Source organism: Nonomuraea sp. NPDC047897 (assembly GCF_043204415.1).
Classification (GTDB): Bacteria; Actinomycetota; Actinomycetes; order Streptosporangiales; family Streptosporangiaceae; genus Nonomuraea.
Genome location: NZ_JBIDCC010000006.1, coordinates 206,985 through 230,455, shown reverse-complemented (window position 1 = coordinate 230,455; position 23,471 = coordinate 206,985). Strand labels below are relative to the sequence as shown.

The window sequence follows — 23,471 nt, the reverse complement described above, 5'->3', positions numbered from 1 at the left end:
AGTCCGACCCCAGCCGCCGACCGCGACAGTGGAGCCACCGACAACGAAGCGACGACGGACCGCCGACGGACCGGCGACGAAAGGAAGATGTCATGAGCCTCCACAACGAGCTGCGCACCGTACTCCGCGGCAAGGTGCTGGTCGCCGGGGACGAGGGGTTCGAGCAGGCGCGGCGCCCGTGGAACCGCGCGGTCGAGCAGCCCGTACGGGCTGTGGTCGAGGCGGCCGACGCCGACGACGTGGCGGCGCTGATCCGCTACGCCCGCCTGGCCGGCCTGACCGTGACCACCCAGCCCAGCGGGCACGGCGCCTCAGGCGACGCCGCCGACCTGATCCTGCTGCGCACCGGACGCCTGGACGAGCTGCACATCGACCCCGGCGCCCGGGTCGCCCGTGCGGGGGCCGGCGTGTCGTGGGGCAGCGTCCTTCAGGCCGCGAGCCCGTACGGCCTGACCGGGCTGGCCGGCAGCAGCCCGGCGGTCACCGTCACCGGCTACACCCTCGGCGGCGGCCTGAGCTGGTTCAGCCGCAAGCACGGGTTCGCCTCCAGCAGCGTCCGCGCCTTCGAGGTCGTCGACGCCGTCGGAGCCCGCGCCCGGGTGACCGCCGAGTCCGACCCCGAGCTGTTCTGGGCGCTGCGGGGCGGCGGCGGCGACTTCGCCGTCGTCACCGCGGTCGAGTTCGACCTGCACCCGGCGCCGGTCCTGTACGGCGGGCGCATGATGTGGCCGGCCGAGCTGGCCCCCGCCGTGCTGGACGCCTACCGCGAGATCACCGCCGAGGCCCCCGACGAGCTGACCGTCTGGTACGAGCTGCTGCAGTTCCCCGGCGCCGCCCCGCTGGTCGCGATCGACGCCACCTTCCTCGGCGACGGCGGCGGCGCCGAGACCCTGCTGCGGCCCCTGGAGAAGATCCCCGGCGTCATCTCCGACTCCCGCGCCCTGCTGCCGGTCGCGGAGCTGGGCTCGATCACCGCGGAGCCCACCGACCCCGGCCCCGGCCGTTCCCGCGCCGAGCTGCTGACCGGCCTGACCGACGAGGTCGCCGCCGCGGTGCTCGAACGCCCCATCGCCCCCCTGCTCAGCGTCCAGCTCCGCCACCTCGGCGGCGCCCTCGCCCGCCCGACGGACACGGCCGCGGGCCACCTGGAGGAGCCGTTCGCCCTCTACATGTTCGGCATCCCGGGCCAGGACGGCGGCGCCGCCGTGGGTGACCGTCAGACCGAGCTGGCCGACGCCCTCATCCCGCACACCACCGGCCGCAAGCCGTTCACCTTCCTGGCGCCGGGTGAGCGCGCCGCGAGCGCCTTCACCGCGCAGAACCTGGCCCAGCTCCGCTCTGTCAAGCGGACCCTCGACCCCCGGGGGACGTTCCGCAGCAACTTCCCCGTCCTCGGCTGACCAGCCGACGTTTCGATCCCTTGTCACGAATCCTGAAGGAGAACCCTGTGATCACCAAGCGAACCGCCCGCGCCCTGGCCACCGCCGCCGCGCTGGCCGCGACCATCACCCTCCCGGGTGCCGTCACCGGCGCACCGGCGGCGCTCGCCGCGGCCCCCGCCGCGTCCGTGACCGGCCACTCGACGGCGGCGGACGCCCGCTCCCCCCGCCTGGACCGCGCCACCGTCATCGGCTGGGTGGAGCGCTATCTCCAGGCGTGGAAGGACAAGGACGACGTGGCCGTCGGCAAGCTCTTCACCCGCGACGCCGTCTACCAGGAGGTGCCCGGCGACCGTGACCGCACGTTCGTGGGGCGTGCGGCCATCAGGAAGTACTGGCGTGGCATCACCAAGGGGCAGTCCGACGTCACCACCCGCTACGGCGAGCCTGTCATCCAGGGCGACCGCGCCGCGGTGGAGCTGTGGATCACCCTCAAGGGCGGCGGCAAGTGGATGACCATCATCGAGACGAACGTCATGACGTTCGACCGGCACGCGCGGGTCAGCCGCAACGCCGAGTACTGGACCCTGCGCCAGGGCAAGTTCGCCCCGCCGCGCGGCTGGGGCTCCGGCTCCTGACCGCGCCGCCGGAGCGCCGGACGGGGAGATCGAGCAGGCCGCCTCTAGGTCAGCGAGGAATAGGCGACGACGCCGCGGCGCATCGCGTCGATCGCCTTGGACGCCGTCTGCTTGATCCTGCTGTCCGGCGGGGCGGCGTTGCCGAGCTGCCCGAGCAGGTCCATCAGCTGCTTGATCCATCGGACGAAGTCGCCCGCCGCCAGCTCGTTGCCGTTGACGCCGTCCATGAGCACCGCGTCGAGGCTGTGCCCCTTCGTCCACCGGAACGCCGCCCAGGCGAAGCCCAGGTCGGGCTCGCGGATGGTGTCGAGGCCGTGGTCGGACTCGATGCCCTCCAGCTCGCCCCACAGCCGGATCATCGCGGTCAGCGCGTCCTGCGCCCGCCCGGCCGGCAGGCGCGGGCGGCGGGCGTCGTCGGCCTGCCGCGACTCGAACACCAGCGCCGACACGCACGCGGCCAGCTCCGCCGGCTCCAGCTTCTCCCACAGCCCGCTGCGCAGGCACTCGGCGGTCAGCAGGTCGAGCTCGGTGTAGAGGCGGCCGAGGCGCCGGCCCTCGTCGGTGACCGTCTCGTCGTGCAGGTAGCCGAGCTGTTCGAGCACCGAGCAGATGCGGTCGAAGGTGCGGGAGATGACGTGGGAGCGCCCCTCGACGCGCCGCCGCAGCCCCTCGGTCTCGCGCAGCAGCTTGTGGTAGCGCTCGGCCCAGCGGGCGTGCTCCTCGCGCTCGTCGCAGCCGTGGCACGGGTGCTGCCGGATGCGCCGCCGAAGCTCGTTGATCTCCTCGTCCTCCACGGTGTGGTCGCGGGCCCGCGGCGGCTTGCCGAGGTCGCGGTCGCCGATCTTGGCGAGCAGCGTGGAGACGAGGTTGGCCCGCTCCTTCGGGGAGCGGCCGTTGAAGTTCTTCGGGATGCGCAGCTTCTCGATCGGCTCGACGGGCACCGGGAAGTCGGCCGGGTCGAGCTTCTTGACCTGCTTGCCGATCGTCAGCACCAGCGGGCTCGGGCCGTGGCCGCGCGGGTTGCGGCCCGGGTCGAGCACGATCGCCAGGCCCGCCCGGCGCCCCCCGGGCACCCGGATGACATCGCCCGGCTGCAGCGCCTCCAGCGACCGGACGGCCGCCGCCCGCCGTGCGGCGCCGCGCTGGCGCGACAGCTCGGCCTCGCGGTCCGACAGTCGCCGCCGCAGCCCGGCGTACTCGGTGAAGTCGCCCAGGTGGCAGGTCATCGCCTGCTGGTAGCCCGCCAGGGCCTCCTCGTGCTTGCGTAGCTGCTTGGCCAGCCCGACGACCGCCCGGTCGGCCTGGAACTGCGCGAACGACTCCTCCAGCAGGGTGCGGGCCCGCTCGCGGCCGAACTGGCCGACCAGGTTGACGGCCATGTTGTAGGACGGCTGGAAGCTGGAGCGCAGCGGGTAGGTGCGGGTGCCGGCCAGCCCGGCGACCGACAGCGGGTCCATGCCCGGCTGCCACAGCACCACGGCGTGGCCCTCGATGTCGATGCCGCGCCGCCCGGCCCGGCCGGTGAGCTGGGTGTACTCGCCGGGCGTGAGGTCGGCGTGGCTCTCGCCGTTCCACTTGTCGAGCTTCTCGATGACGACGCTGCGGGCGGGCATGTTGATGCCGAGCGCGAGCGTCTCGGTGGCGAAGACCGCCTTGACCAGGCCGCGGGTGAACAGCTCCTCGACGACCTCCTTGAACGCGGGCAGCATGCCCGCGTGGTGGGCGGCCAGCCCGCGCTCCAGGCAGTCGCGCCACTCGAGGTACCCGAGGACGGCCAGGTCCTCGTCGGGCAGGTGCGCGGTGCGCTCGTCGACGAGCTGCCTGATCTCGTGCTGCTCCCGCTCGGTGGTGAGCCGGATGCCGGCGTGCAGGCACTGCATGACGGCCGCGTCGCAACCGGCGCGGGAGAAGATGAACGTGATCGCCGGCAGCAGCCCCTCGGCGTCGAGCTTCTCGATCACCTGGGCGCGGTCCGGCGGGCGGGAACGCTGCGGACGGCCGTAGCCGCGCCGGCCCCGGCCGGCGGTGAGCCGCTCGGCGTCGCGGGTGACCCGCATCAGCGTGGGGTTGATACGTGGCACGTCGTCGTCGGTCATGAACATGTCGTAGACGCGGTTGCCGACCATCATGTGCTGCCACAGCGGCACCGGCCGGTGCTCGTCCACGATGACGGTGGTGTCGCCGCGCACCTCGCCCAGCCACTCGCCGAACTCCTCGGCGTTGCTGACGGTGGCCGACAACGCCACCAGCCGGACCGATTCGGGCAGGTGGATGATGACCTCTTCCCACACCGCGCCGCGGAACCGGTCGGCGAGGTAGTGCACCTCGTCCATGACGGCGAAGCCCAGCCCGGCCAGCGTCGCCGACCCGGCGTAGAGCATGTTGCGCAGCACCTCGGTGGTCATGACCACGATCGGGGCGTCGCCGTTGACGCTGTTGTCGCCGGTCAGCAGGCCCACCTTGCCGGTGCCGTAGCGCTTGACCAGGTCGTTGTACTTCTGGTTGGACAGCGCCTTGATGGGAGTGGTGTAGAAGCACTTGCGGCCCTGTTCCAGCGCGAGGTGCACGGCGAACTCGCCGACGACCGTCTTGCCCGAGCCGGTGGGCGCGGCCACCAGGACCCCGTCGCCGGCTTCCAGTGCCCGGCAGGCGTCCACCTGGAAGTCGTCGAGCTGGAAGTCGTACAGACCTCGGAACGATCTGAATGCGGCCCCGTCGTCCCCGAACTTCTCGCGGAAGGCCGCGTAGCGTTCCGCTGGCGTCGTCATAACGGCCAGCCTACCGAAACCAGCATTCCGGTCCGGTCCCGGTGATCACGCGACTGCCTTTACAAAGTAGATTTCATACGAGCACCCGGAGCGCCCCCGGCCGCACCTCGCAGGACACCGGCCCCGGCCCCACCCGTTCGCCGTCGGCGTAGGCCACCACGTCCGGGGCCTCCAGCCGCACGCTCCGCACCCGGGTGATCGACACCGCGGGATGGGTCACGTGCGTGCCCCGGTAGACGCTGGGGAAGACGCGCAGGAACTCCCCCTTGCCGACGGCGCCCAGCACCATCACGTCGAGCAGCCCGTCGTCGGGCCGGGCGTCGGGGCACACCCGCATGCCCGCGCCGTAGGAGCCGGTGTTGGCCACCGCGACCAGCATCGCCTCCCGTTCGGACGTGACGCCGTCGAGCGTGATCCGGAACGGGATGGGCCGGAAGCCGCGCAGCTCCTCGGCCACGGCCACCAGGTAGCGCGCCATCCCCGGCGGCCAGGTGAGCCGGTTGGCGCGCTCGTTCACCCGCGCGTCGAAGCCGCAGCACACCACCCCGGCGAACAGCTCCTCGACCCGGCCCGCGCTGACGGCGGCGGCGTCGACCGGCCGCGACCGCATCCGCAGCACCGTGCGGGCGGCCGCCATCGGGTCCTTGCGCGGCAGGCCGAGCGCGGCGGCGATGTCGTTGCCGGTGCCGGCGGGAATGATGCCGAGCGGCACGTCGGTGCCGGCCACGGCCTGCACGGCCAGGTGCACCAGCCCGTCGCCGCCGAAGGCGACGAGCGCGTCGGGACGTTCGGCCACCGCGGCGCAGGCCCGCTCCAGGGCGTCGGCGGCGTCACGGCCGGTGATCACCGCCACCTCGGCGCCGCCCGCCCGCAGGCGGCGGACCACGGGCTCCAGCAGTCGCAGGGTACGGCCGCCACGGGCCGCGGGGTTGACGAGCACGACGAGTTGAGGGGACACGCCCGGAACGTATCGCCTATCGCGCCGGACCGGAATCCTCTTCCAGCGGCGAGGCCTCGTCGTCGGACAGGTGCGAGTAGTCCTCGGCGTCCGGCGACCGCTTCTCGCGCAGGTACATGAACCCCTCCGCCACGAAGTACAGGATGATCATCGGCGCGGCGAGCGCCATCATGGTGATGGGGTCGCCGCCCGGCGTGATGATCGCGCCGAACACGAACATCCCGAAGATCACCGTACGGCGGTGCTTCTTCACCGTGGAGCGGGGCAGCACGCCGATGATGTTGAGGAACACCAGCAGCAGCGGCAGCTCGAAGGAGATGCCGAAGATCACCAGCATGATGAGCACGTAGCTGACGTACTCGTCGATCTGCACGGCCGCCACCGCGTCGCTGGGCGCGAAGCCGAGCAGGATCGCGAGGCTGGTGTCCATGACGATGTAGGCGAGCGCCGCGCCGAGCAGGAACAGCGGGATCGCCAGCGCCATGAAGGTGACCGAGTAGCGCTTCTCGTTGCGGTAGAGGGCCGGGGTGACGAACGCCCAGATCTGGTAGAGCCAGACGGGCGACGACGCCACCACGCCGACCAGCGCGGAGACCTTCAGGGTGAGGAAGAAGGACTGGAAGATGCCGCTGAAGACGAGCGTGCAGGTGTTGTCGCGCAGCATCTTCGCCTGCTCGGTCTCGCAGTAGGGGGCCTTGACGAACTCCCACACCGGGTCGAAGAAGATCCAGCCCACGATGAGGCCGCCGACCAGCGCGATCGTCGCGACGAGCAGCCGGTTACGCAGCTCCCGCAGGTGGTCCATGAGCGGCATCCGGCCCTCGGGATCCGGGGTGGGCCCGCTACCGTTCGACCGTTTGAGCAGCGCCATCTGACAGTCCAGGTGAGGAGTAGGGACGGGTCAGGCGCGCTTGTCGGCCTGGGTGCCGGCGCGCAGCCGGGCGGCCTGCTCCTCGAGCTGGCGGGCCTGCTCCTCGGCGGAGGGCTGCGCGGGCGCCACCGGCTGCGCGGGCGCGATCGGCTGCGGCTGCACCGTGGCCTGAGCCGTGGTCTGGGCCGTGGCCTGGCTGCCCGCCGGGTCGTCGTCGTCGTCGCGCAGCTTGGCCGTCTCGGACTTGAAGATGCGCAGGGACCGGCCCACTCCGCGCGCCATCTCGGGCAGCTTCTTGGCGCCGAACAGCAGGATGAGCACCAGGGCGATGATCAGAAGTTCGGGGACTCCGAGGTTCGGCATGTCACGTCCTTACCGGGCTAGTGCCTTTTCAGGCACGATCGTACGCTCCCCGAGCATGTGTCTCATCCTCTGGAGAGTGAATTCTGGCCGTCATCCGCCCCGAGCCGCGCCCGCGCGCCGGCGACCTCCCTGTTCAGCCTACGTGCCGCCGCGATGACGCGGGCGCCCGCGACCAGCAGCACGAGCACGCCCGCCACGCCCAGCCCGGCGGCGAGAATGATCCACGTCATGGCCGATGAGCGTACAGCGCCAGCGCCCGCTCGGCCTGCGCCCGGACCCGCTCGGCCATCGCGGGCGGCGAGACGACCCGGCCGGTGTCGCCCAGCCGCAGCGCCAGCTTGACGATCCAGTCCTCGTCGCGGGCGCGCAGCGCGATCCGCAGCCGCCCCTCGCCCAGCTCGGTGAGCCGCTCGCACGGGTAGTACTCGGCCACCCACCGCCCGGCCGCGCTCACCTCCAGCTCGACCAGCTCGTCGGTCGGCGAGGGCCGGAAGACCCCCCGCGTGACGTCGATCGGCTCGGCCTCGGCGGGCGGGTCGGCGGGCACGTCCAGCACGTCGACGCCGAGCACCCGGTCGAGCCTGAACAGCCGCATCGCCTCGGCCCGGTAGCACCAGCCCTCCAGGTAGGTGCGGCCGTCGGCCACCACCAGCCGCATGGGGTCCACCTCGCGCGGCGTCACCTCGTCGCGGCCGGGCACGTAGTAGCGCAGCGACAGCCTGCGCCGCCGGGTCAGCCCGTCGCGGACGCGGGGCAGCGCGTCGGGGGCCGCGTCGACGTCCACCGCGACCTGGCTGCTCACCTCGGCGGCGCCCTCGCCCGCCGCCCGTTCCAGCTTGGCCGTCACCCGGGGCAGCGCGTCGCCCGGCACCTCGGCCAGCTCCGGCATGGCGGCCAGCATCCGCAGCGCCACCAGCAACGCGCTGGCCTCGTCGATGCCGAGCCGCAGCGGCCTGGCGATGGTGTCGGCGTTGTCGATGACGATCTCGCCGCCGTCCCAGGACACGTCGATGAGATCGCCCGGCGTGTGACCGGGCAACCCGCACATCCACACGAGCTGCAGGTCGTCGATGAGCTGCTTCTCGCTCAGCCCGAACACCTCGGCCACCTCGCCGACCTGCGCGCCCGGGTGGGACATCAGGTACGGGACGAGGGCCAGCAGTCTCGGCAGCCGGTCGGCGGACCCGCTCATGCCAGCGCTCCCTTCAGTCGGCGGACGACGGCCTCGCGGACGTCGGGCGGCTCGACCACCTCCACGTCGGCGCCGAGGCTGGCCATCCAGCCGGCCAGCCGCTCGGTGTCGGCGAAGACCAGCTCCGCCTCGTCCCAGCCCTCGCAGCCGGGGTGGACGGCCGTGGCGAGCTGCCGCAGCCCCTCACAGGCGCCCTGCCGGACGCGGATGAGCGCGGTGCGCTCCGGCGCCGGCTCCTCGGGGAAGCCGACCATGGCCCGCAGGTCGATCCCCTCGGGCACTTCGACGGCGCCCGGCCTGCCGACGGTGACGACCTGCCCGGTGATGCGGCTCAGCCGGAACGCGCGCGGCGCCCGGCGGTCACGGTCGAAGCCGGCCAGGTACCAGCGGCCGCGCCGGCTGACCACGCCCCACGGCTCCACGGTGCGCTCGCGGACGTTCTCGCTGCCGGCGCCGCGGTAGTCGAAGCGGACCACCCGCCGGTCGCGCACGGCGTTCCACAGGGCGGGGAAGGCCGGGTCGCGGGTGTCGACGCGCAACTCCAGCGCGCCGGTGCCGGCGCCGCCGCCGATGCTCTCGTCGGTGGCCACGCCCCCGGCGCGCAGCTTCAGCAGCGCGCCCGAGGCGGCCTCGGCGAGGCTGGCGCGCTGCCACACCTGCGCGGCCAGGCCCAGCACGGCCGCCTCGTCGGGCTCCAGGGTGATCTCGGGCAGCTCGTACGACTGGCGCTGGATGCGGTAGCCCGGCTCCTCCTCCCACGGGTCGCGGACCACGTCGATGGGGATGCCGATCTCGCGCAGCTCGTTCTTGTCCCGCTCGAACATCCGCTGGAACGCCTCGTCGCCGTCGCGGTCGTAGCCGGGCACCGCGTGGCGGATCTGCTCGGCCGACAAGGGCCGCCGGGTGGCGAGCAGGCAGATCACGAGATTGAGCAGCCGCTCGGTCTTACGGCGCGACATCTGCCTCACTCCTCCTTCATCGACGCTACCCTGCCCCCGTGATCAGATGGCGCAAGGGCGAGGTCGTACGGATCCGGCGCGAGTGGCCGGGGGCGGTGGAGCTGGACGTCGCCGTGCCCGAGGGGCGGTGCCGGGCGCTGGCCTATCCGGCCCTGGTGGGCCGCCCGGAACCCGGCGACGAGGTGCTGCTCAACACGACGGCACTCGCGATGGGTCTCGGTACGGGAGGTTACGCCATGGTGGTGGCCGTCCCGAACCGTTTGCCGCAAGATCCTGAGGGCCCGGGGCACCTGGTGAAGGCGCGCTACACGCCGCTGCAGGCCACGGTGCTCGGCGCGGACGAGCAGGACTCCCCCCACCACGAGATCCTGCGCGAGGCCGACTCGCTGGACGGGATGCCGGTCGTGGTGGCCGACCTGCACTCGGCGCTGCCGCCGATCCTGTGCGGCCTGTACGACGGCCACGGCGGCGCGCCCGGCCCGCGGGTGGCGTACGTGATGCAGGACGGCGGGGCGCTGCCCGCGTGGTTCTCGATGGCGTGCGCGCGGCTGCGGGAGATCGGCTGGCTGGCCGGGGTGGTGACCGTCGGCCAGTCCTTCGGCGGCGACGTGGAGGCGGTCACCACCCACACCGGCCTCCTGGCGGCCCGGCACGTGCTGCGGGCCGACGTGGCTGTGGTGGCGCAGGGGCCGGGCAACCTCGGCACGGGCACCCGGTGGGGGTTCTCGGGCGTCTCGGCGGGCGAGGCGGTCAACGCCGCGGCCGTGCTGCTCGGGCGGCCGGTGGCGGCGCTGCGGGTCAGCGAGAGCGACCTGCGTGAGCGGCACCTCGGCGTGTCGCACCACTCGCTGACCGCCTACGGGCGGGTGGCGCTGTCCCGCGCGCACGTGCCGGTGCCGATGCTGCCGGGCGAGTTCGGCGAGCGGGTCCGCGACCAGGCCGAGCTGCTGGCCGTCCGGCACGAGCTGGTGCCCGTGCCGGTGGACGGGCTGCACGAGGCGCTGCGGGAGTCGCCGGTGCGGCTGTCGACGATGGGGCGGGGGCTGGAGGAGGACCTGGCCTACTTCCTGACCTCGGCGGCGGCGGGCAGGTTCGCCGCCTCGCTGCTGTCGTAGGGCTCCTGGAAGGTGAAGGCCGCCGGGCTCGGACCCTCGGCCTTGAGGTGGCCGAGGCGTGCCATGGCCTCGGCCAGGGTGGGAACGGTGCCCTCCGGCACCCACCACATCACGCTGTACGGCTCCGCCACGCGCAGGAACCACTCCCTGCGGCGGCGCAGCACGCCCAGGTGAGTGCTGCGGTAGACGAAGTTCCACAGGTTCTCGATCGAGTCCCACACCGAGAAGTTGACCAGCAGGTGGTCGCCGTACTCGTGCGCGACGGTAGCGGTGGGGTCCTCCTCGCTCTCCTTGAGCCGCCAGACGAAGCCGGGGGCGGCGTCGGCGAGGTCGTTGATCGGCTCCAGCAGCTCGACGAACGTGGCGAGCTCGGGGGCGTCGATGGGCGCGCGCAGGTGCGCGACGTTGAGCTGGGCGAGATGCATGGACATCAGCAGACCACCCCCCGCCCTTCTATGTCAATCTTCATTTGTTTTAGAAGTGAGTGACACACAGCACTCCCCCGGCAGCGGATCCAGCACCGCCCGGCCCGGGTCCTCCCCCAGCCCCTCCAGCAGACCCCGGCACAGCGCCAGGTTCATCGAGCACACCAGCAGCGGCTGCTCCCTCGACAGGGCATGGAACGGGCAGTTGCGCAACCTCAGCCGCCCCCGCTGCGCGTACGGCTCGTAGCCGCGCGCCCGCAGCACCTCCTCGACCGGCTCACCCCGACGCCCACGGCCCAGCCGCTCACCCGCCGCCCGGGCCGCCCGCTCGGCCTCCTCCTCGGCGCCCAGCCCGTCCACCACCGACGCCAGCACCGACGCCAGCACCCCGTACTCGCGCGGCGGCAGGCTCACCGACCGCTCCCCCGCCGCCCTGCGGTACACCTTGGCCGGCCGGCCACTGCCCGGCCCACCACGCTCCGGCCGCCTGAACCCGCTCTCCAGCAGCCCCGCCTCCACCAGCCGGTCGAGATGGTGCCCGGCCAGCGTCCTCGACACCCCCGCCGCCTCGGCCGCCTCCGCCCGGCCCACCTCCCCGCCGCTGCCCGCCACGGCCTCGTACAGGCTGCGCCGCACCGGATCGTGCAGCAGGGCCAGGGCGTCCAGGTCGTCATCGCTCACGACCCGGAGTCTAGGCCCCTCCAACGCCCCCACCGGGACGCCGAAAGGCCCGGCGGCACCCAGCCGCCGGGCCCGTGCGCCGCGAAACCGTCAGCGCGAAACCGTCAGTACGCGGCCAGCACGTCCACCACGAACACCAGCGTGCTGTTGGCCGGGATGTTCTGCTGCTCCTGCGCCCCGTACCCGAGATCCGGCGGGATGCTCATCACGACCCGGCTGCCGACCGGCACCCCGGCCAGACCCTTCTGCCAGCCCTGGATGACGTTGCCCAGCGGGAACGACGCCGGCTCGCCCTTGCCCCAGCTCGAGTCGAACTCCTTGTCCGTGCCCCAGATCTTGCCCGTGTAGTGCACCGTCAGCGTGTTGCCCGGCTCCACCTTCTTGCCGGTGCCCTCGATCAGCGTCTTGACCACCAGCTCCTTGGCCGGCTTGTCCTTCGTCTTCGTGGTCAGCGCCGGCGCCTTGTCACCGCCCGGACTGTCCACCTTGACGCCCTTGAGCGTCTCGCCGGTGTCCTTGCCCGTGGCGGCCTTCAGCGGCGTGGGCGGCGAGCCGACGACATCCAGCACGAACACCTTGGTCGGCGGCGTCGGCTGCTGCGACTGCTGCTGCTGTTGCTGCGACGCGTCGGCCGCCAGCACCGCCAGCAGCCGCCCGCCGTGCTTGACCTTGGTGAAGCCGTCGCGCAGCACCGGCGGCAACTGCTCGTCCACCGGAATGGTCTCCGGCTGCTTGTTGTCGTACGTCGAACCCTGGAACGGGTTCTGCTTGCCGTCCCAGTCGTAGACCGTCAGATTGACGATCAGCTTGTCGCCGGCCTTGATCGCCGGACCGGTGCCGGCACTCAGCACCTCGTACGACGACTTGCTGGCGGGCGTGCCGGCGGGGAAGGTCACCGTGGGCTTGGCGCCCACGTTGCCGGTGACCTTCACCCCGGCCGGCTGACTCTGAGCGGCGCCACCGCCGCCCGAATCGGAGCCGCAGGCGGCGGCGAAAAAGATCAAAGGCACGGCGGCCATCGCGGCCATTGCGCGGCGCATGGATTTCCCTCGGAAAAGACGTCAGATTCGCGTCACCCTATCCGACAACCAGGTAGGGCCGAGGTAAACCACGCGGTTACATTCCGGCGATCAACTTGTCCACCCGCTCGTCGACGCTGCGGAACGGGTCCTTGCACAACACCGTGCGCTGCGCCTGGTCGTTCAGCTTCAGATGCACCCAGTCGACCGTGAAGTCGCGCCGCTTCTCCTGCGCCTTGCGGATGAACTCACCCCGCAGCCGCGCCCGGGTCGTCTGCGGCGGCACCGACTTCGCCTCGAAGATCTTCAGATCGGACGCCACCCGCTCCACCGAACCCCGCTTCTGCAGCAGGTAGTACAGGCCCCGCTTGCGGTGCACGTCATGGTAGGCCAGGTCGAGCTGCGCCACCCGCGGCGACGACAGCGGCAGGTCGTACTTCTTCCGGTAACGCTCGATCAGCTGGTATTTCGTCACCCAGTCGATCTCCCGGGCCACCAGATCGAGGTTGCCCGTCTCGACCGCGGTCAGCGTGCGCTCCCACAACTCCAGCACCCGCTTGGCGATCGGGTCGCCGCCGCGCCGGTCGACGAAGTCCTTCGCCTTCGACAGGTACTCCTGCTGGATCTCCAGGCTCGACGCCTCACGGCCGTTGGCCAGCCGCACCCGCCTGCGGCCGGTCATGTCATGCGACACCTCGCGGATCGCCCGGATCGGGTTCTCCAACGACAGGTCACGCATCACCGTGCCCGCCTCGATCATGCGCAGCACCAGGTCGGTCGCCCCCACCTTGAGCAGCATGGTCGACTCGCTCATGTTGGAGTCGCCCACGATGACGTGCAGGCGACGGAACCGCTCCGCGTCGGCGTGCGGCTCGTCACGCGTGTTGATGATCGGCCTGCTGCGCGTGGTGGCGCTGGAGACACCCTCCCAGATGTGCTCGGCCCGCTGCGACACGCAGTAGACGGCGCCGCGCGGCGTCTGCAGCACCTTGCCGGCACCGCAGATGATCTGCCGCGTCACCAGGAACGGGATCAGGACGTCGGCCAGCCGGCCGAACTCGCCGTGCCTGCCCACGAGGTAGTTCTCGTGACAGCCGTAGGAGTTGCCCGCCGAGTCGGTGTTGTTCTTGAACAGGTAGATGTCGCCGGCGATGCCCTCCTCGCGCAGGCGCTTCTCGGCGTCGACGAGAAGGCCCTCAAGGATGCGCTCGCCCGCCTTGTCGTGGGTGACGAGCTCGATGACGTTGTCACACTCGGGTGTTGCGTATTCGGGATGGCTGCCTACGTCGAGGTACAGGCGTGCGCCGTTGCGGAGGAAGACGTTGCTCGATCGGCCCCAGGACACGACCCGCCGGAACAGGTAGCGCGCGACCTCGTCCGGCGACAGCCTGCGCTGCCCCCGGAACGTGCAGGTCACGCCGTACTCGTTCTCCAGCCCGAAGATGCGACGATCCATCACCTCACACTATGCCCACGGATCGGCCAACGGGAGAGATCTTGCGGCGTGTTTTGCCGCCGGGCCCCCACCGGGCTTCCCACCGGCCGCCCCGCCAGCCTTCCCACCGGCCGCCCCGCCAGGCTCCCTGCCGGGCTTCCAGCGGGCCCGGCGGGCGGCGATCCGCTACGGCGTGTAGATCTCCTGGATCTTCACGACGGCGCCCCCGCGCACCGTGATCAGCGCGGGACGCCGCAGCCGCTCGGCCACGATCGAACGGGGGCAGCGCTTGACCCCCAGACCGGCGCGGTCGACCGTCAGGTCCGTCCCGGCCTTCCCGCAGCCGAGGGCCGACAGGTAGACCAGGCCACGCGACAGGCGGGAGGCGTAGGCCATCACGTCCCCCTCCGGCGGGCCGACGAACCGCCCCTCGGTGCGGGTGCCCCGCTTCCACCTGATCGGCTCGTACTCGGCCACTCCGCCGCGCACGTGCGTGACCCGGCCGCGCAGGATGCCGTCGCGGCGGGACCGGATCCGCTGGGTGAAGTCATGCCCCGGGTCCGCCTGGAAGGTCGTGCCGAAGATCTTCGGCGCCCGGTCGTCGGGGGCCGCCCGCACCACGATCGGGGCGGCGGCGCCCACGGCGGCCGAGGCGCTCATCACCACCGCGCCGGACGTCAGAACCAGGGCCGCGGCAGCGCCGCCCGCGAGCAGGACACGCGAGAAGGTCTCCATGATCTGGTCAGATCCCCGGCCGTCCCGCCCGGTTCGCCACCACGACAGTGATTCAGATCACACCGGACGGGGCCGAGGCAGGCGGGAGAGGCCCTGCGCGTCAGATCAGCTCGTACACCGCCCGAACCGTCACGTGGACCGCACCCTCACCGGGGCTGATGAACGACTGGTCCGCCGCCAGCGCGGCGAACCGGGACGTCGGCGTGTCGCTCTCCTCCTCCAGCTTGACGACGCGGCCCAGCCTGCGCCCGCTCAGCGACGCGTACTCCTGAGCCCTGACGAGCGCGTCCCGGTAGGCCGCCGCCCGCGCCTTGGCGACGAGCGACTCCACCTTCGAGACCTCGAACGAGATGCCGTTGATCCTGACGTCCTCGCCCACCGCCGCGACGGCGTCGACCACCGCGTCGGCCTTCGACAGGTCACGCAGCAGCACCTGGACGCTCTGCGACGCCTGGTAGCCCGCCACCTTGACGCCGTCCTGCTGGTAGGCCGCCCCGAACCCGAGGCCGCTCGTCTGCATGTCGGCCGAGGCGATGCCGACCGAGGCCAGCGCCCGGGTCAGCTTGGCCCGCGCGGTCTTGACGGCCGCGAACGCCTCGGAGGCCCGGCCCTTGTGCACCTCGACGCCCACGTACAGGCGCATGGCGTCCGGCGTGGCCGACACGCTGCCCCGGCCGGTGACGGTGATCTCGGCCCGCCCGCTCGCCACGGCCGGCGGGGCGGAGGCGGACCCGGACAGGGCCAGCGCGGGAGCGGCCTGCGCCCCCAGGAGGGTGAAGGCCGTGCAGGCCAGGACGACACTCAACTTGGTCATGACCACATGGCACCACCGGACCGGCCGCACGCCGCGCCACCCACACCCCACGACGCCGAGACTTGACCGAGAACGGGAAGAGGCGGGGTAGCGGCCCCGCCTCCCTTTGCACTCCCCCGCCCTCATCCACCCCGCAACCCGCCGGGCGCGAGCGCCCGAGCCAGCGCCCACGGCACGGGCGCCTGCAGCCAGTGCCCGGGGGCACAGGCACCTGAACCAGTGCCCAAGGCACGGGCGCCTGCAGCCAGTGCCCACGGCACGGGCACCTGGACCAGCGCCCGGGGCACGGGCGCCTGGGCCGCTACAGCGGCGAGGAGCCGTCGTCCACGTCGCCGTCGGGAGCGGTGGGCGGAGGCGCCTCCCCCGGCTGGGACGGCTCTGACGGCTGCGACTGCCCGGCCGGCTCCGCCGGCTCCGCGCCCGTGGCCGACGCCGCGCCGGCACCCTGCGCCAGCAGCCGCTCCAGGCGCGGCCCCACCAGCCGCAGGAACTTGCGGTGCTCCCGCGTGCGGTCCAGAACCGCCACCTCCAGCTGCCCCACCGGCGGCCGCTCACCCCCCGGCTCGGTCAGCGCCGTCAGCGCCACCTCCAGCGCGTCACCGAGCGGCATACCTTCCCGATAGTGCTCCTTCAGCCGGGTCGCCACCGCCTCGGCCTGACCCCCCATCGCCGCGAAGCCGTGCTCGTCGAACACCGAACCGTCGAACGTCAGCCGGTAGATCGCGTCACCGTCGGGCGTGTCACCCACCTCGGCGACCACGACCTCCACCTCCAGCGACTTGATCGACTCGGTGAAGATGCGGCCCAGGTTGGAGGCATAGAGGTTGGCCAGGCCACGGCCCGTCACATCGGAGCGGTCATAGGTGTAGCCGTTGATGTCGGCGTAGCGGATGCCGCCGAGCCGCAGCTCCTCGAACTCGTTGTAGCGGCCGACCGCCGCGAACCCGATGCGGTCGTAGATCTCGCTGATCTTGTGCAGCGCCCGCGACGGGTTGGGCGCCACGAACAGGATGCCGTGCTCGTACTGCAGCACGACGACGCTGCGGCCCCGCGCGATGCCCTTACGCGCGTAGTCCGCCTTGTCCCGCATGATCTGCTCAGGGGACGCATATCCGAAAGGCATGGACACCGTGATGATCCTCTCTAGCGCAGCGGGGCGATGGGGCCGTCGGGAGAGATCAGGCGCGCCTCGAGCATCTGCTCGACGTAGCCCGTGACCTCCTCCTCCGCCAGCCGGCGGTAACCGTCGGCGTCGATCACCGACACGATCGGCCAGATCTTGCGCGTCACGTCGGGCCCGCCGGTCGCCGAATCGTCGTCGGCCGCGTCGTACAGCGCCTGGATCAGCGTCATCACCATGTCGTCGGCCGAGGCGCCCTCACGGTAGAGCTTCTTCAGCGAACCCCGCGCGAAGATCGAACCGGAGCCGATCGCGTCGAACCGCTCCCGCTCGTACGGCCCGCCCGCCACGTCGTAGCTGAAGATCCGCCCCGCGTCACGGTCGGCGTCGTAGGCCGCGAACAGCGGCACCACCACCAGCCCCTGCATCGCCATGCCGAGATTGCCGCGGATCATCGTGGCCAGCCGGTTGGCCTTGCCCGCCACCGACAGCGTGCGGCCCTCCATCTTCTCGTAGTGCTCCAGCTCCACCCGGTAGAGGCGGGCCATCTCGATGCCGGTGCTGGCCGTGCCCGCGATGCCCATGCAGGAGTAGTCGTCGGTGCGGAACACCTTCTCGATGTCACGCTGGGAGATGATGTTGCCCGAGGTGGCCCGCCGGTCACCCGCCACCGCCACGCCACCGGCGAAGGTGGCGGCCACGATCGTGGTCGCGTGCGGCACCTGGTCACCGATCGGAGTGGCCAGGACGCTGTCCCGCTGCGGCAGCAACTCGGGCGCGTACGAACCCACGAACTCCGTGAACGACGAACTCCCCGTGTTGCTGAAAAGATGGTTCACCAAGCTGGCGGGCAGATCCCTGTGCGATGCCACGCGACTCCCTCCCAAAGGTCAGTGTTCCTAGGGCGACCCTACTCATGTTGGGTTGCTGTCTGCACTTCCCACGATCAGCTCACGGCGAACCGGGTCACCAGATCGTTTCTTTACGCGCCGTGAACACCGCGCCACCGCACGAGCGTCTCCCACCCCCGCGCACGAGTGCCTCCCACCCCGCGCGAACAGGCGCTCACCGTCACCGCGCCGCCCGCCAGGCGGCGGGGGGCCCCCCCCCCCCGGGGGGGGGCGCCCCCCCCCCCCGCGGCGGGGGGGGGGGGGGGGGGGCGCGGGGGCGACCCCCCCCCCCCCCCCCCCCCCCCGCGCGGCCGCCCCCCCCCCCCGCCCCCCCCCCCCAACCCCCCCCCCCCCCCCCCCCCGCGGCGGGCCCCCCCCCCCCCGGGGGGCGCCCCCCCCCCCCCCCGGGGGGCCGGGGCCGGGTGATACTGGCAGCATGACCACCCGGTCCGGCCCGGCCGCGCGCGACTGGGTGCTGCACGTCGACCTCGACCAGTTCATCGCCGCCGTCGAGCTGCTGCGCCACCCCGAGCTGCGCGGCCGCCCCGTCGTCGTCGGCGGCTCCGGCGACCCCACCAGGCCGCGCACCGTCGCCGCCACCGCCACCTACGAGGCACGCGCGTACGGCGTCCACTCCGGCATGCCGCTGCGCACCGCGCTCAGACGCTGCCCGGACGCCGTCTTCCTGCCCAGCGACCCGCCCGCCTACGAGGCCGCCTCCGAGCGCGTCATGGCCGTCCTGCGGAGCTTCCCGGTGAAGGTCGAGGTGTGGGGCTGGGACGAGGCGTTCGTCGGCGCCACCACCGACGACCCCGAAGCCCTCGCCCACGACCTGCGACAGGCCGTGCTCGACGCCACCCGCCTGTCGTGCTCCGTCGGCATCGGCGACAACAAGCACCAGGCCAAGCTCGCCTCCGCCCTCGCCAAACCCGCCGGAGTCCACCGGCTCACCGGCGCCGAATGGGCCGAGGTCATGCACCACCGGCCCACCGACGCCCTGTGGGGCATCGGCGCCAGGACCGCACGCAAACTCGCCGCCCTCGGCCTGGACACCGTCGGCCGGCTCGCCGCCGCCGACCCCGCCGAGCTGGCCCGCCGCTTCGGCCCCACCAACGGCCCCTGGCTGCGCTACCTCGCCCAGGGCAGAGGCGAGACACAGGTCACCACCACCCCGTGGGTGCCGCGCGGCCACGGCCGCGAGACCACCTTTCCCGAGGACCTCACCGACCCCCGCGACATCTCCGCCCGGGTGGCCGCACTCGCCGAGCAGGTCGCCCACGACGCCGCCGCCGAGGGGCGCGCCGCCGTCCGCGTCACGGTCAAGGTACGGTTCGCGCCCTTCCTCACCCGCACCCGCCAGTCCAAGCTGCCCGGCCCCACCGCCGACCCCGCCATGCTGACGCGCGCCGCCCTCGCCGCGCTGGACCGCTTCGACCTCACCCGCCCGGTGCGGCTGCTCGGGGTCTCCGTCGAGTACGCGCCACCCGCCGACGAGCCCTACACCCTGACCACCTTGGAGTAGAACTCCGACCGCGCCTCCTCGTCGGCCCGGTCCAGCCGCGTCACCTCCTCCGGCGCGAGCACGCGGTCCGCGTACTCGTCCGCCTGCACCGGCAGGGCCGCCTCCACGTACGTCAGCGCCCGCCGCACCACGGCGGGGTCGTCGCGGAACTGCCCGAGGCCGGTGTTGCACGGCAGGCACAGCACGAAGCGCACGCGCCCCGTGCGATGGCAGTGGTCGACATGCTCGGGCGGCCGGTCCCAGCACACCGTGCACAGCCCGTGCTGGTCGGCGATCATGCGCTCGACGTCCTCGTGCCGGACGGCGTAGCGCCGCGCCAGGTGGTGGCTCCGGCCCGGAGCCGCGTCACCGGCGCGCCGGGGCGGGGGCGGCACCACGAACTCCGGCCGGAACACCTCCCCCTCCAGGTAGAGGGCGGCCAGCTCCAGCAGCACCGTGTTGTCGCCGAAATGTCCGAGCCCGTTGTTGCAGTTGAAGCAGAGCACGCCGCGCACCCGGCCGGTCCGGTGGCAGTGGTCGACGAAGGCACCGGGCACGGCCCGGCAGACGGCGCACAACCCGCCCTGCCGGGCGAGCATGCGCTCGAAGTCGTTCTCGGTGATTCCGTAGCGAAGCTTCAGCTTGTAGTTCCGGTCACTTCCATGATTCTTGATCCGATTGTCCAACGTCGTTCGGGCATGACATGGCTTGCAGTAACTTGTCAGGCCGTCCTTGGTCGATCGATTGCGCCCGAAGTCCGTCTCCGGGAGCACCCGGGCGCAGCGCGGGCAGTACTTGTGCGCCGGCGGCACATCGATCCGCTCCCGTACGGCCTTGCCCTGTTCGGCCCTGCGCTTGCGGTAGCTCTGCTTGGAGCGCGCCCCGAAGCAGATCTTGCAGTAGCGCGCACGCCCGTCGGCCATGCGCTTGTTGAGCCCGAACGCGGAGAGTGGCTTCTCCTCCCCACAGTCCGGGCACCGCTTAACCCCCTCAGGCGCTTCCACCCGATTCGACTCGCTTCACCCTGTCCGTTTTCCCCTATTCGCCGCCCTTTTGCACGTATGACCGCACAAACTCCTCTGCGTTCTCTTCGAGAACTTCGTCGATTTCGTCCAGGATGGCGTCGACGTCGTCCGTGAGCTTCTCCTGGCGCTCCTGAACGTCGGACGCGGCCGACGCCTCGGTCTCCTCGACCTCGGCCTCGCGCCGACCGGCCTGCTTCTGGCCGCCGGTGTCCTTGGTTGCCATGCTCTACCTCCACTCGGGGGGACTGCCTCTACGGCATATCTTCCCCGAACGGACCGACAATGCGCGCGGATCGCCTCGCGATCTTGCCGACTTGACTAGATAGCAGTCCTATCCAATACTGGGCCGACGTTCACACAGGAGGTGTCCGATGTCCCCCGTCTCCCTGACCCTGGCCGGCGTCATGCTCGTCACCGTGCCCGGAGTGGCCTTCGGCGGCGCGACGCTGCTGAGGTTCCTCATGCGCGACGTCCCCGGCTACCTGGACAACCCCGTCCGGCGGGGGCTCTGGCGGGCCGGGCACGCCCACGCCGGCGTGCTCGTCCTGTTCGGCCTGGTGGCGATGCCGTACGTCGACCAGACCGACCTGCCGGGAGTGCTGCAGGCGCTGACGCGCGTGCTCATCGTGGCGGCGCCCGTGCTGATGCCGCTCGGCTTCTTCCTGTCGGTGATCCGGCCGGGCGACACCAAACCGAACGGGCTGATCAGGTTGACCCTGCTCGGCGGCGGCTGCCTGGCGGCGGGCACGCTGCTGCTGGGTGTCGGGCTGCTCCGGGCCGGACTCCTGGCGTAGGCGCCGCGCGGGGGTCAGTCGCCGCCGGTGAGGGCGGCGACGAGGTCGGCGGCGGTGCGGCAGCGGTCGAACAGCTCGCCGACATGGGCCTTGGTGCCGCGGAGCGGTTCGAGGGTGGGGACGCGCTGCAGGGATTCCCGCCCGGGGATGTCGAAGATCACCGAGTCCCAAGAGGCGGCGGCGACCGACTCGCTGTACTGGCTCAGGCAGCGGCCGCGGAAGTAGGCCCGGGTGTCGGTGGGCGGGTGCTCGACGGCCCGCTGGACCTCGTCCTCGGTGACGAGCCGCTGGATGCGGCCGCGGGCCACCAGGCGGTTGTACAGGCCGCGGTCGGGCCGGATGTCGGAGTACTGGAGGTCGACGAGCTGCAGTCTGGAGTGGGACCAGGGCAGCTTGTCGCGGGTGCGGTAGCCCTCCAGGAGCTCCAGCTTGGCGACCCAGTCGAGTTCGCGGGCGAGCTGCATGGGGTCCTCGGCCAGGCGGGTGAGGACGGACTCCCAGCGGTCGAGGACGTCCTTGTTCATCTCCTCCTGGGCGGTGCCGCGCTCCTCGACGTACTTGCGCGCCTGTTCGAGGTATTCCATCTGCAGCTGGACGGCGGTGAGCCTGCGGCCGTCGCGCATGGGGATCTCGTAGCGGCAGGTGGGGTCGTGGGAGACGGCGCGCAGGGCCTGGACCGGGTTGTCGACCGTGAGGTCGCGGCTGAGGAAGCCGTCCTCGATCATCGCGAGGACGAGTGCGGTCGTCCCCAGCTTCAGATATGTGGAGATTTCCGACATGTTGGCGTCGCCGATGATCACGTGCAGCCGCCGGTACTTCTCCGGGTCGGCGTGCGGCTCGTCGCGCGTGTTGATGATCGGCCGCTTGAGGGTGGTTTCCAGCCCTACCTCGACCTCGAAGAAGTCGGCCCGCTGGCTGATCTGGAAGCCCTCGCCGCGCGAGTCCTGCCCGATGCCGACCTTGCCGGCGCCGACGACGACCTGCCGGGAGACGAAGAACGGCGTCAGGTGGCGGACGATGTCGGCGAACGGGGTGGCGCGCCGCATGAGGTAGTTCTCGTGGCAGCCGTAGGAGGCGCCCTTGGCGTCGGTGTTGTTCTTGTAGAGCTGGATGGGCGCGTTGGTCGGGATGGCCGAGGCGCGCTGCGCCGCGTCGTACATGACCCGCTCGCCGGCCTTGTCCCAGATGACGGCGGCGCGCGGGTTGGTGCACTCGGGCGTGGAGTATTCGGGGTGAGCGTGGTCGACGTAGAGGCGCGCCCCGTTGGTGAGGATGACGTTGGCGAGGCCGAGGTCCTCGTCGGTGAGCTGGCTCGGGTCGGCGACCTCCCGGGCCAGGTCGAAGCCGCGCGCGTCGCGCAGGGGGTTCTCCTCCTCGAAGTCCCATCGCGCCCGGCGGGCGCGGGCCGCCGAGGCGGCCAGATAGGCGTTCACCACCTGGGAGGAGGTCACCATGGCGTTGGCGCCCGGCTGACCTGGTACGGAGATGCCGTACTCGGTCTCGATGCCCATCACCCGACGCACCGTCATGCAACACCCTCTGTTCGTCCGGATCTGCCTATCCGCCGTTTATATGCCCGAGCCTATGCCCTTCACAGTGCCCCAGGGTCACAGAGTTATGGCACCGACGCCTTTTCGACCTGTACGGCGGGAGCCGGGTGGGCCGGGGGTCGTCGGCGTGGCCGGAGAAGGCGCTGGATGGGCCGTTCGGCAAAGGAGTAGACGAGATAGGACAGGAGCACGGCAGCCAGCGTGGTGAGCGTGGCGGTGAGCCAGGGCGGCATCCGGTCGTGCAGGAGCGGGACGAGCGCGACGGCGAGCACGGAGTGGAACAGGTAGAGCGGGTAGGTGGTGCCGCCGAGGGCGGTGAGGGTTCTGGACGGCCGGAGCCGGACGATGCCGAGCGCGACGACGGCCACGACGGTGAAGATGGCGGTGACGGTGAGGATGACGCCGGCGTCGGTGACGGGCATGTTCGCGAAGCCGGCGGCGTCGATGCGGCTGTGGACGCGGCCGAGGGCCGAGGGGATGGACATGGCCCAGGCGGCGATGACGTAGAGCCAGGGCAGCCAGGCGTTGCCGTGTCTGTGGATGAGGTAGAGCGCCATGCCGGCGACGAAGTAGGGGGCGTAGCGGGGCATGAAGATCTCGGTCAGGAGTTCGTGGCCGAGGAGTTCGGCGGCGAGGGCGGCGGCGAGCCACAGGCCGCAGAAGATCAGTACGCGGGCGTACGTGATGCCGATGATCACGAGGATGGCGATGAGGAAGTAGAAGCGCAGTTCGGCCCAGAGCGACCAGTAGACGCCGGTGGCGTCGGTCCTGCCGAACAGCCGCTGGAACATGGTGGCGTTGAGCAGGTAGTCGCCGGTGGAGAGTTTGGGGTCGAGGGCCTTGGCGGCGGTGAGCCCGTACAGGGCGGCGACGGCGGCCAGGCTCAGCCAGTAGGCGGGGTATAAGCGGACGAGCCGGGACCAGGCGAAGGCGCCGAGGCCGCGCCCCCAGGCGCTCATGAGGATGACGAATCCGCTGATCACGAAGAACAGCTCGACACCGAGGATGCCGAGGCCGGCCAGGGGTGCCACGGCGGGGAAGAGCTCGGCGGGCCTGTCGCCCCATACGGAGGCGTAGGCGACGAGGTAGTGGAAGGCGAGCACGGCGAGTGCGGCGACGAACCGCAGCAGGTCGAGTTCGGCGAGCCTGCCGTCTCCCTGGGCGCGCCGCGGCCGGTTGCGGGTGTGCACGATCACTTGGACGTCACATCCGTCACATCGGTTCCAGGAGTCACATCCG

24 protein-coding genes are annotated in these 23,471 nt (G+C 71.8%); 5 read left to right on the top strand and 19 right to left on the bottom strand.

Annotated features, from left to right (window positions below; translation table 11 throughout):
* The first annotated feature begins 92 nt into the window (after window positions 1-92).
* Both ACGF0J_RS15885 and ACGF0J_RS15880 read left to right on the top strand, forming a co-directional pair.
* Window positions 93-1,400, top strand: coding sequence for an FAD-binding oxidoreductase (locus ACGF0J_RS15885; protein WP_393146229.1), 1,308 nt, complete (start codon window positions 93-95; stop codon window positions 1,398-1,400).
* Window positions 1,401-1,447: 47 nt separating this feature from the next.
* Entirely contained in the window at window positions 1,448-2,017 is a 570-nt protein-coding gene (locus tag ACGF0J_RS15880; RefSeq protein WP_393146227.1) for a nuclear transport factor 2 family protein, read from the top strand.
* Window positions 2,018-2,061: 44 nt separating this feature from the next.
* Here ACGF0J_RS15880 and ACGF0J_RS15875 read toward each other — a convergent pair whose 3' ends face one another.
* The 7 genes from ACGF0J_RS15875 to ACGF0J_RS15845 form a co-directional block, all read right to left on the bottom strand.
* Window positions 2,062-4,785 carry a DEAD/DEAH box helicase gene (locus ACGF0J_RS15875; RefSeq protein WP_393146225.1) on the bottom strand — a complete coding sequence of 908 codons (2,724 nt, stop codon included), beginning with the start codon at window positions 4,783-4,785 and terminating at the stop codon, window positions 2,062-2,064.
* Between the two features lie 73 nt (window positions 4,786-4,858).
* A complete protein-coding gene (locus tag ACGF0J_RS15870; protein WP_393146223.1) occupies window positions 4,859-5,743 on the bottom strand; it encodes a diacylglycerol/lipid kinase family protein in 885 nt (294 codons plus the stop codon).
* 16 nt (window positions 5,744-5,759) lie between these two features.
* Entirely contained in the window at window positions 5,760-6,614 is an 855-nt protein-coding gene (tatC, locus tag ACGF0J_RS15865) for a twin-arginine translocase subunit TatC (protein ID WP_393146221.1), read from the bottom strand.
* Window positions 6,615-6,644: 30 nt separating this feature from the next.
* Window positions 6,645-6,977, bottom strand: coding sequence for a Sec-independent protein translocase subunit TatA (gene tatA / locus ACGF0J_RS15860; RefSeq protein WP_393146219.1), 333 nt, complete (start codon window positions 6,975-6,977; stop codon window positions 6,645-6,647).
* A gap of 62 nt (window positions 6,978-7,039) precedes the next feature.
* Complete coding sequence (locus tag ACGF0J_RS15855) at window positions 7,040-7,207, bottom strand: hypothetical protein (protein ID WP_393146217.1); 168 nt, start codon at window positions 7,205-7,207, stop codon at window positions 7,040-7,042.
* Window positions 7,204-8,169, bottom strand: coding sequence for a helix-turn-helix transcriptional regulator (locus tag ACGF0J_RS15850; protein ID WP_393146215.1), 966 nt, complete (start codon window positions 8,167-8,169; stop codon window positions 7,204-7,206). The genes ACGF0J_RS15855 and ACGF0J_RS15850 overlap by 4 nt, the downstream gene beginning before the upstream one ends.
* Entirely contained in the window at window positions 8,166-9,128 is a 963-nt protein-coding gene (locus ACGF0J_RS15845) for a helix-turn-helix transcriptional regulator (protein WP_393146213.1), read from the bottom strand. Before ACGF0J_RS15845 ends, ACGF0J_RS15850 begins: the two co-directional genes overlap by 4 nt.
* 38 nt (window positions 9,129-9,166) lie before the next feature.
* Here ACGF0J_RS15845 and ACGF0J_RS15840 point away from each other — a divergent pair, with 38 nt between their 5' ends.
* Window positions 9,167-10,243, top strand: coding sequence for a DUF3866 family protein (locus ACGF0J_RS15840; RefSeq protein WP_393146211.1), 1,077 nt, complete (start codon window positions 9,167-9,169; stop codon window positions 10,241-10,243).
* Here the strand turns inward: ACGF0J_RS15840 and ACGF0J_RS15835 are convergent.
* The 8 genes from ACGF0J_RS15835 to prcB form a co-directional block, all read right to left on the bottom strand.
* A complete protein-coding gene (locus ACGF0J_RS15835; RefSeq protein ID WP_393146210.1) occupies window positions 10,189-10,674 on the bottom strand; it encodes a DUF3291 domain-containing protein in 486 nt (161 codons plus the stop codon). The two genes, ACGF0J_RS15840 and ACGF0J_RS15835, sit on opposite strands and share 55 nt — an antisense overlap.
* Before the next feature lie 27 nt (window positions 10,675-10,701).
* Window positions 10,702-11,349, bottom strand: coding sequence for a helix-turn-helix transcriptional regulator (locus tag ACGF0J_RS15830; RefSeq protein WP_393146208.1), 648 nt, complete (start codon window positions 11,347-11,349; stop codon window positions 10,702-10,704).
* Window positions 11,350-11,453: 104 nt separating this feature from the next.
* The gene (locus ACGF0J_RS15825) at window positions 11,454-12,389 is read right to left on the bottom strand and encodes an FKBP-type peptidyl-prolyl cis-trans isomerase (RefSeq protein ID WP_393146206.1); all 936 of its coding nucleotides are present in this window, start codon (window positions 12,387-12,389) and stop codon (window positions 11,454-11,456) included.
* A gap of 76 nt (window positions 12,390-12,465) precedes the next feature.
* Window positions 12,466-13,824, bottom strand: a complete 1,359-nt coding sequence (pafA, locus tag ACGF0J_RS15820) for a Pup--protein ligase (RefSeq protein ID WP_393146204.1) — start codon at window positions 13,822-13,824, stop codon at window positions 12,466-12,468.
* Between the two features lie 165 nt (window positions 13,825-13,989).
* Window positions 13,990-14,538 carry a hypothetical protein gene (locus ACGF0J_RS15815; RefSeq protein WP_393146202.1) on the bottom strand — a complete coding sequence of 183 codons (549 nt, stop codon included), beginning with the start codon at window positions 14,536-14,538 and terminating at the stop codon, window positions 13,990-13,992.
* A 100-nt stretch (window positions 14,539-14,638) separates the two neighbouring features.
* A complete protein-coding gene (locus ACGF0J_RS15810; RefSeq protein ID WP_393146200.1) occupies window positions 14,639-15,352 on the bottom strand; it encodes an SIMPL domain-containing protein in 714 nt (237 codons plus the stop codon).
* A 301-nt stretch (window positions 15,353-15,653) separates the two neighbouring features.
* Window positions 15,654-16,475: a proteasome subunit alpha gene (gene prcA / locus ACGF0J_RS15805; RefSeq protein WP_393146198.1), complete on the bottom strand. Its 822-nt coding sequence runs from the start codon at window positions 16,473-16,475 to the stop codon at window positions 15,654-15,656.
* Between the two features lie 20 nt (window positions 16,476-16,495).
* The gene (gene prcB, locus ACGF0J_RS15800; RefSeq protein WP_393146196.1) at window positions 16,496-17,344 is read right to left on the bottom strand and encodes a proteasome subunit beta; all 849 of its coding nucleotides are present in this window, start codon (window positions 17,342-17,344) and stop codon (window positions 16,496-16,498) included.
* Window positions 17,345-17,798: 454 nt separating this feature from the next.
* On the opposite strand from prcB, the gene ACGF0J_RS15795 reads away from it, so the two are divergent.
* On the top strand, window positions 17,799-18,884 hold the full coding sequence (locus tag ACGF0J_RS15795) for a DNA polymerase IV (protein WP_393146194.1): 1,086 nt from the start codon (window positions 17,799-17,801) through the stop codon (window positions 18,882-18,884).
* On the opposite strand, the gene ACGF0J_RS15790 is transcribed toward ACGF0J_RS15795, so the two are convergent.
* Window positions 18,860-19,786 carry an endonuclease VII domain-containing protein gene (locus tag ACGF0J_RS15790; RefSeq protein ID WP_393146192.1) on the bottom strand — a complete coding sequence of 309 codons (927 nt, stop codon included), beginning with the start codon at window positions 19,784-19,786 and terminating at the stop codon, window positions 18,860-18,862. The genes ACGF0J_RS15795 and ACGF0J_RS15790 overlap by 25 nt on opposite strands.
* Window positions 19,787-19,901: 115 nt before the next feature.
* Window positions 19,902-20,111: a ubiquitin-like protein Pup gene (locus ACGF0J_RS15785; protein WP_101786800.1), complete on the bottom strand. Its 210-nt coding sequence runs from the start codon at window positions 20,109-20,111 to the stop codon at window positions 19,902-19,904.
* Window positions 20,112-20,259: 148 nt separating this feature from the next.
* On the opposite strand from ACGF0J_RS15785, the gene ACGF0J_RS15780 reads away from it, so the two are divergent.
* Window positions 20,260-20,682, top strand: coding sequence for a hypothetical protein (locus tag ACGF0J_RS15780; RefSeq protein ID WP_393146190.1), 423 nt, complete (start codon window positions 20,260-20,262; stop codon window positions 20,680-20,682).
* Between the two features lie 14 nt (window positions 20,683-20,696).
* On the opposite strand, the gene dop is transcribed toward ACGF0J_RS15780, so the two are convergent.
* On the bottom strand, window positions 20,697-22,211 hold the full coding sequence (gene dop, locus ACGF0J_RS15775; RefSeq protein ID WP_393146188.1) for a depupylase/deamidase Dop: 1,515 nt from the start codon (window positions 22,209-22,211) through the stop codon (window positions 20,697-20,699).
* Between the two features lie 86 nt (window positions 22,212-22,297).
* Window positions 22,298-23,428 (bottom strand): acyltransferase family protein, encoded by a 1,131-nt coding sequence (locus ACGF0J_RS15770; protein ID WP_393146186.1) that lies wholly within the window; start codon window positions 23,426-23,428, stop codon window positions 22,298-22,300.
* Between the last annotated feature and the right edge of the window lie 43 nt (window positions 23,429-23,471).

Coding starts and splice junctions, on each gene's coding strand:
- ACGF0J_RS15825 (WP_393146206.1), bottom strand. CDS start 12,389: ATGCGCCGCGCAATGGCCGCGATGGCCGCCGTGCCTTTGATCTTTTTC.
- pafA (WP_393146204.1), bottom strand. CDS start 13,824: ATGGATCGTCGCATCTTCGGGCTGGAGAACGAGTACGGCGTGACCTGC.
- tatC (WP_393146221.1), bottom strand. CDS start 6,614: ATGGCGCTGCTCAAACGGTCGAACGGTAGCGGGCCCACCCCGGATCCC.
- tatA (WP_393146219.1), bottom strand. CDS start 6,977: ATGCCGAACCTCGGAGTCCCCGAACTTCTGATCATCGCCCTGGTGCTC.
- ACGF0J_RS15815 (WP_393146202.1), bottom strand. CDS start 14,538: ATGGAGACCTTCTCGCGTGTCCTGCTCGCGGGCGGCGCTGCCGCGGCC.
- ACGF0J_RS15855 (WP_393146217.1), bottom strand. CDS start 7,207: ATGACGTGGATCATTCTCGCCGCCGGGCTGGGCGTGGCGGGCGTGCTC.
- ACGF0J_RS15885 (WP_393146229.1), top strand. CDS start 93: ATGAGCCTCCACAACGAGCTGCGCACCGTACTCCGCGGCAAGGTGCTG.
- ACGF0J_RS15785 (WP_101786800.1), bottom strand. CDS start 20,111: ATGGCAACCAAGGACACCGGCGGCCAGAAGCAGGCCGGTCGGCGCGAG.
- ACGF0J_RS15845 (WP_393146213.1), bottom strand. CDS start 9,128: ATGTCGCGCCGTAAGACCGAGCGGCTGCTCAATCTCGTGATCTGCCTG.
- prcA (WP_393146198.1), bottom strand. CDS start 16,475: ATGCCTTTCGGATATGCGTCCCCTGAGCAGATCATGCGGGACAAGGCG.
- ACGF0J_RS15810 (WP_393146200.1), bottom strand. CDS start 15,352: ATGACCAAGTTGAGTGTCGTCCTGGCCTGCACGGCCTTCACCCTCCTG.
- dop (WP_393146188.1), bottom strand. CDS start 22,211: ATGACGGTGCGTCGGGTGATGGGCATCGAGACCGAGTACGGCATCTCC.
- ACGF0J_RS15835 (WP_393146210.1), bottom strand. CDS start 10,674: ATGTCCATGCATCTCGCCCAGCTCAACGTCGCGCACCTGCGCGCGCCC.
- ACGF0J_RS15795 (WP_393146194.1), top strand. CDS start 17,799: ATGACCACCCGGTCCGGCCCGGCCGCGCGCGACTGGGTGCTGCACGTC.
- ACGF0J_RS15780 (WP_393146190.1), top strand. CDS start 20,260: ATGTCCCCCGTCTCCCTGACCCTGGCCGGCGTCATGCTCGTCACCGTG.
- ACGF0J_RS15850 (WP_393146215.1), bottom strand. CDS start 8,169: ATGAGCGGGTCCGCCGACCGGCTGCCGAGACTGCTGGCCCTCGTCCCG.
- ACGF0J_RS15875 (WP_393146225.1), bottom strand. CDS start 4,785: ATGACGACGCCAGCGGAACGCTACGCGGCCTTCCGCGAGAAGTTCGGG.
- ACGF0J_RS15790 (WP_393146192.1), bottom strand. CDS start 19,786: ATGGCCGACGGGCGTGCGCGCTACTGCAAGATCTGCTTCGGGGCGCGC.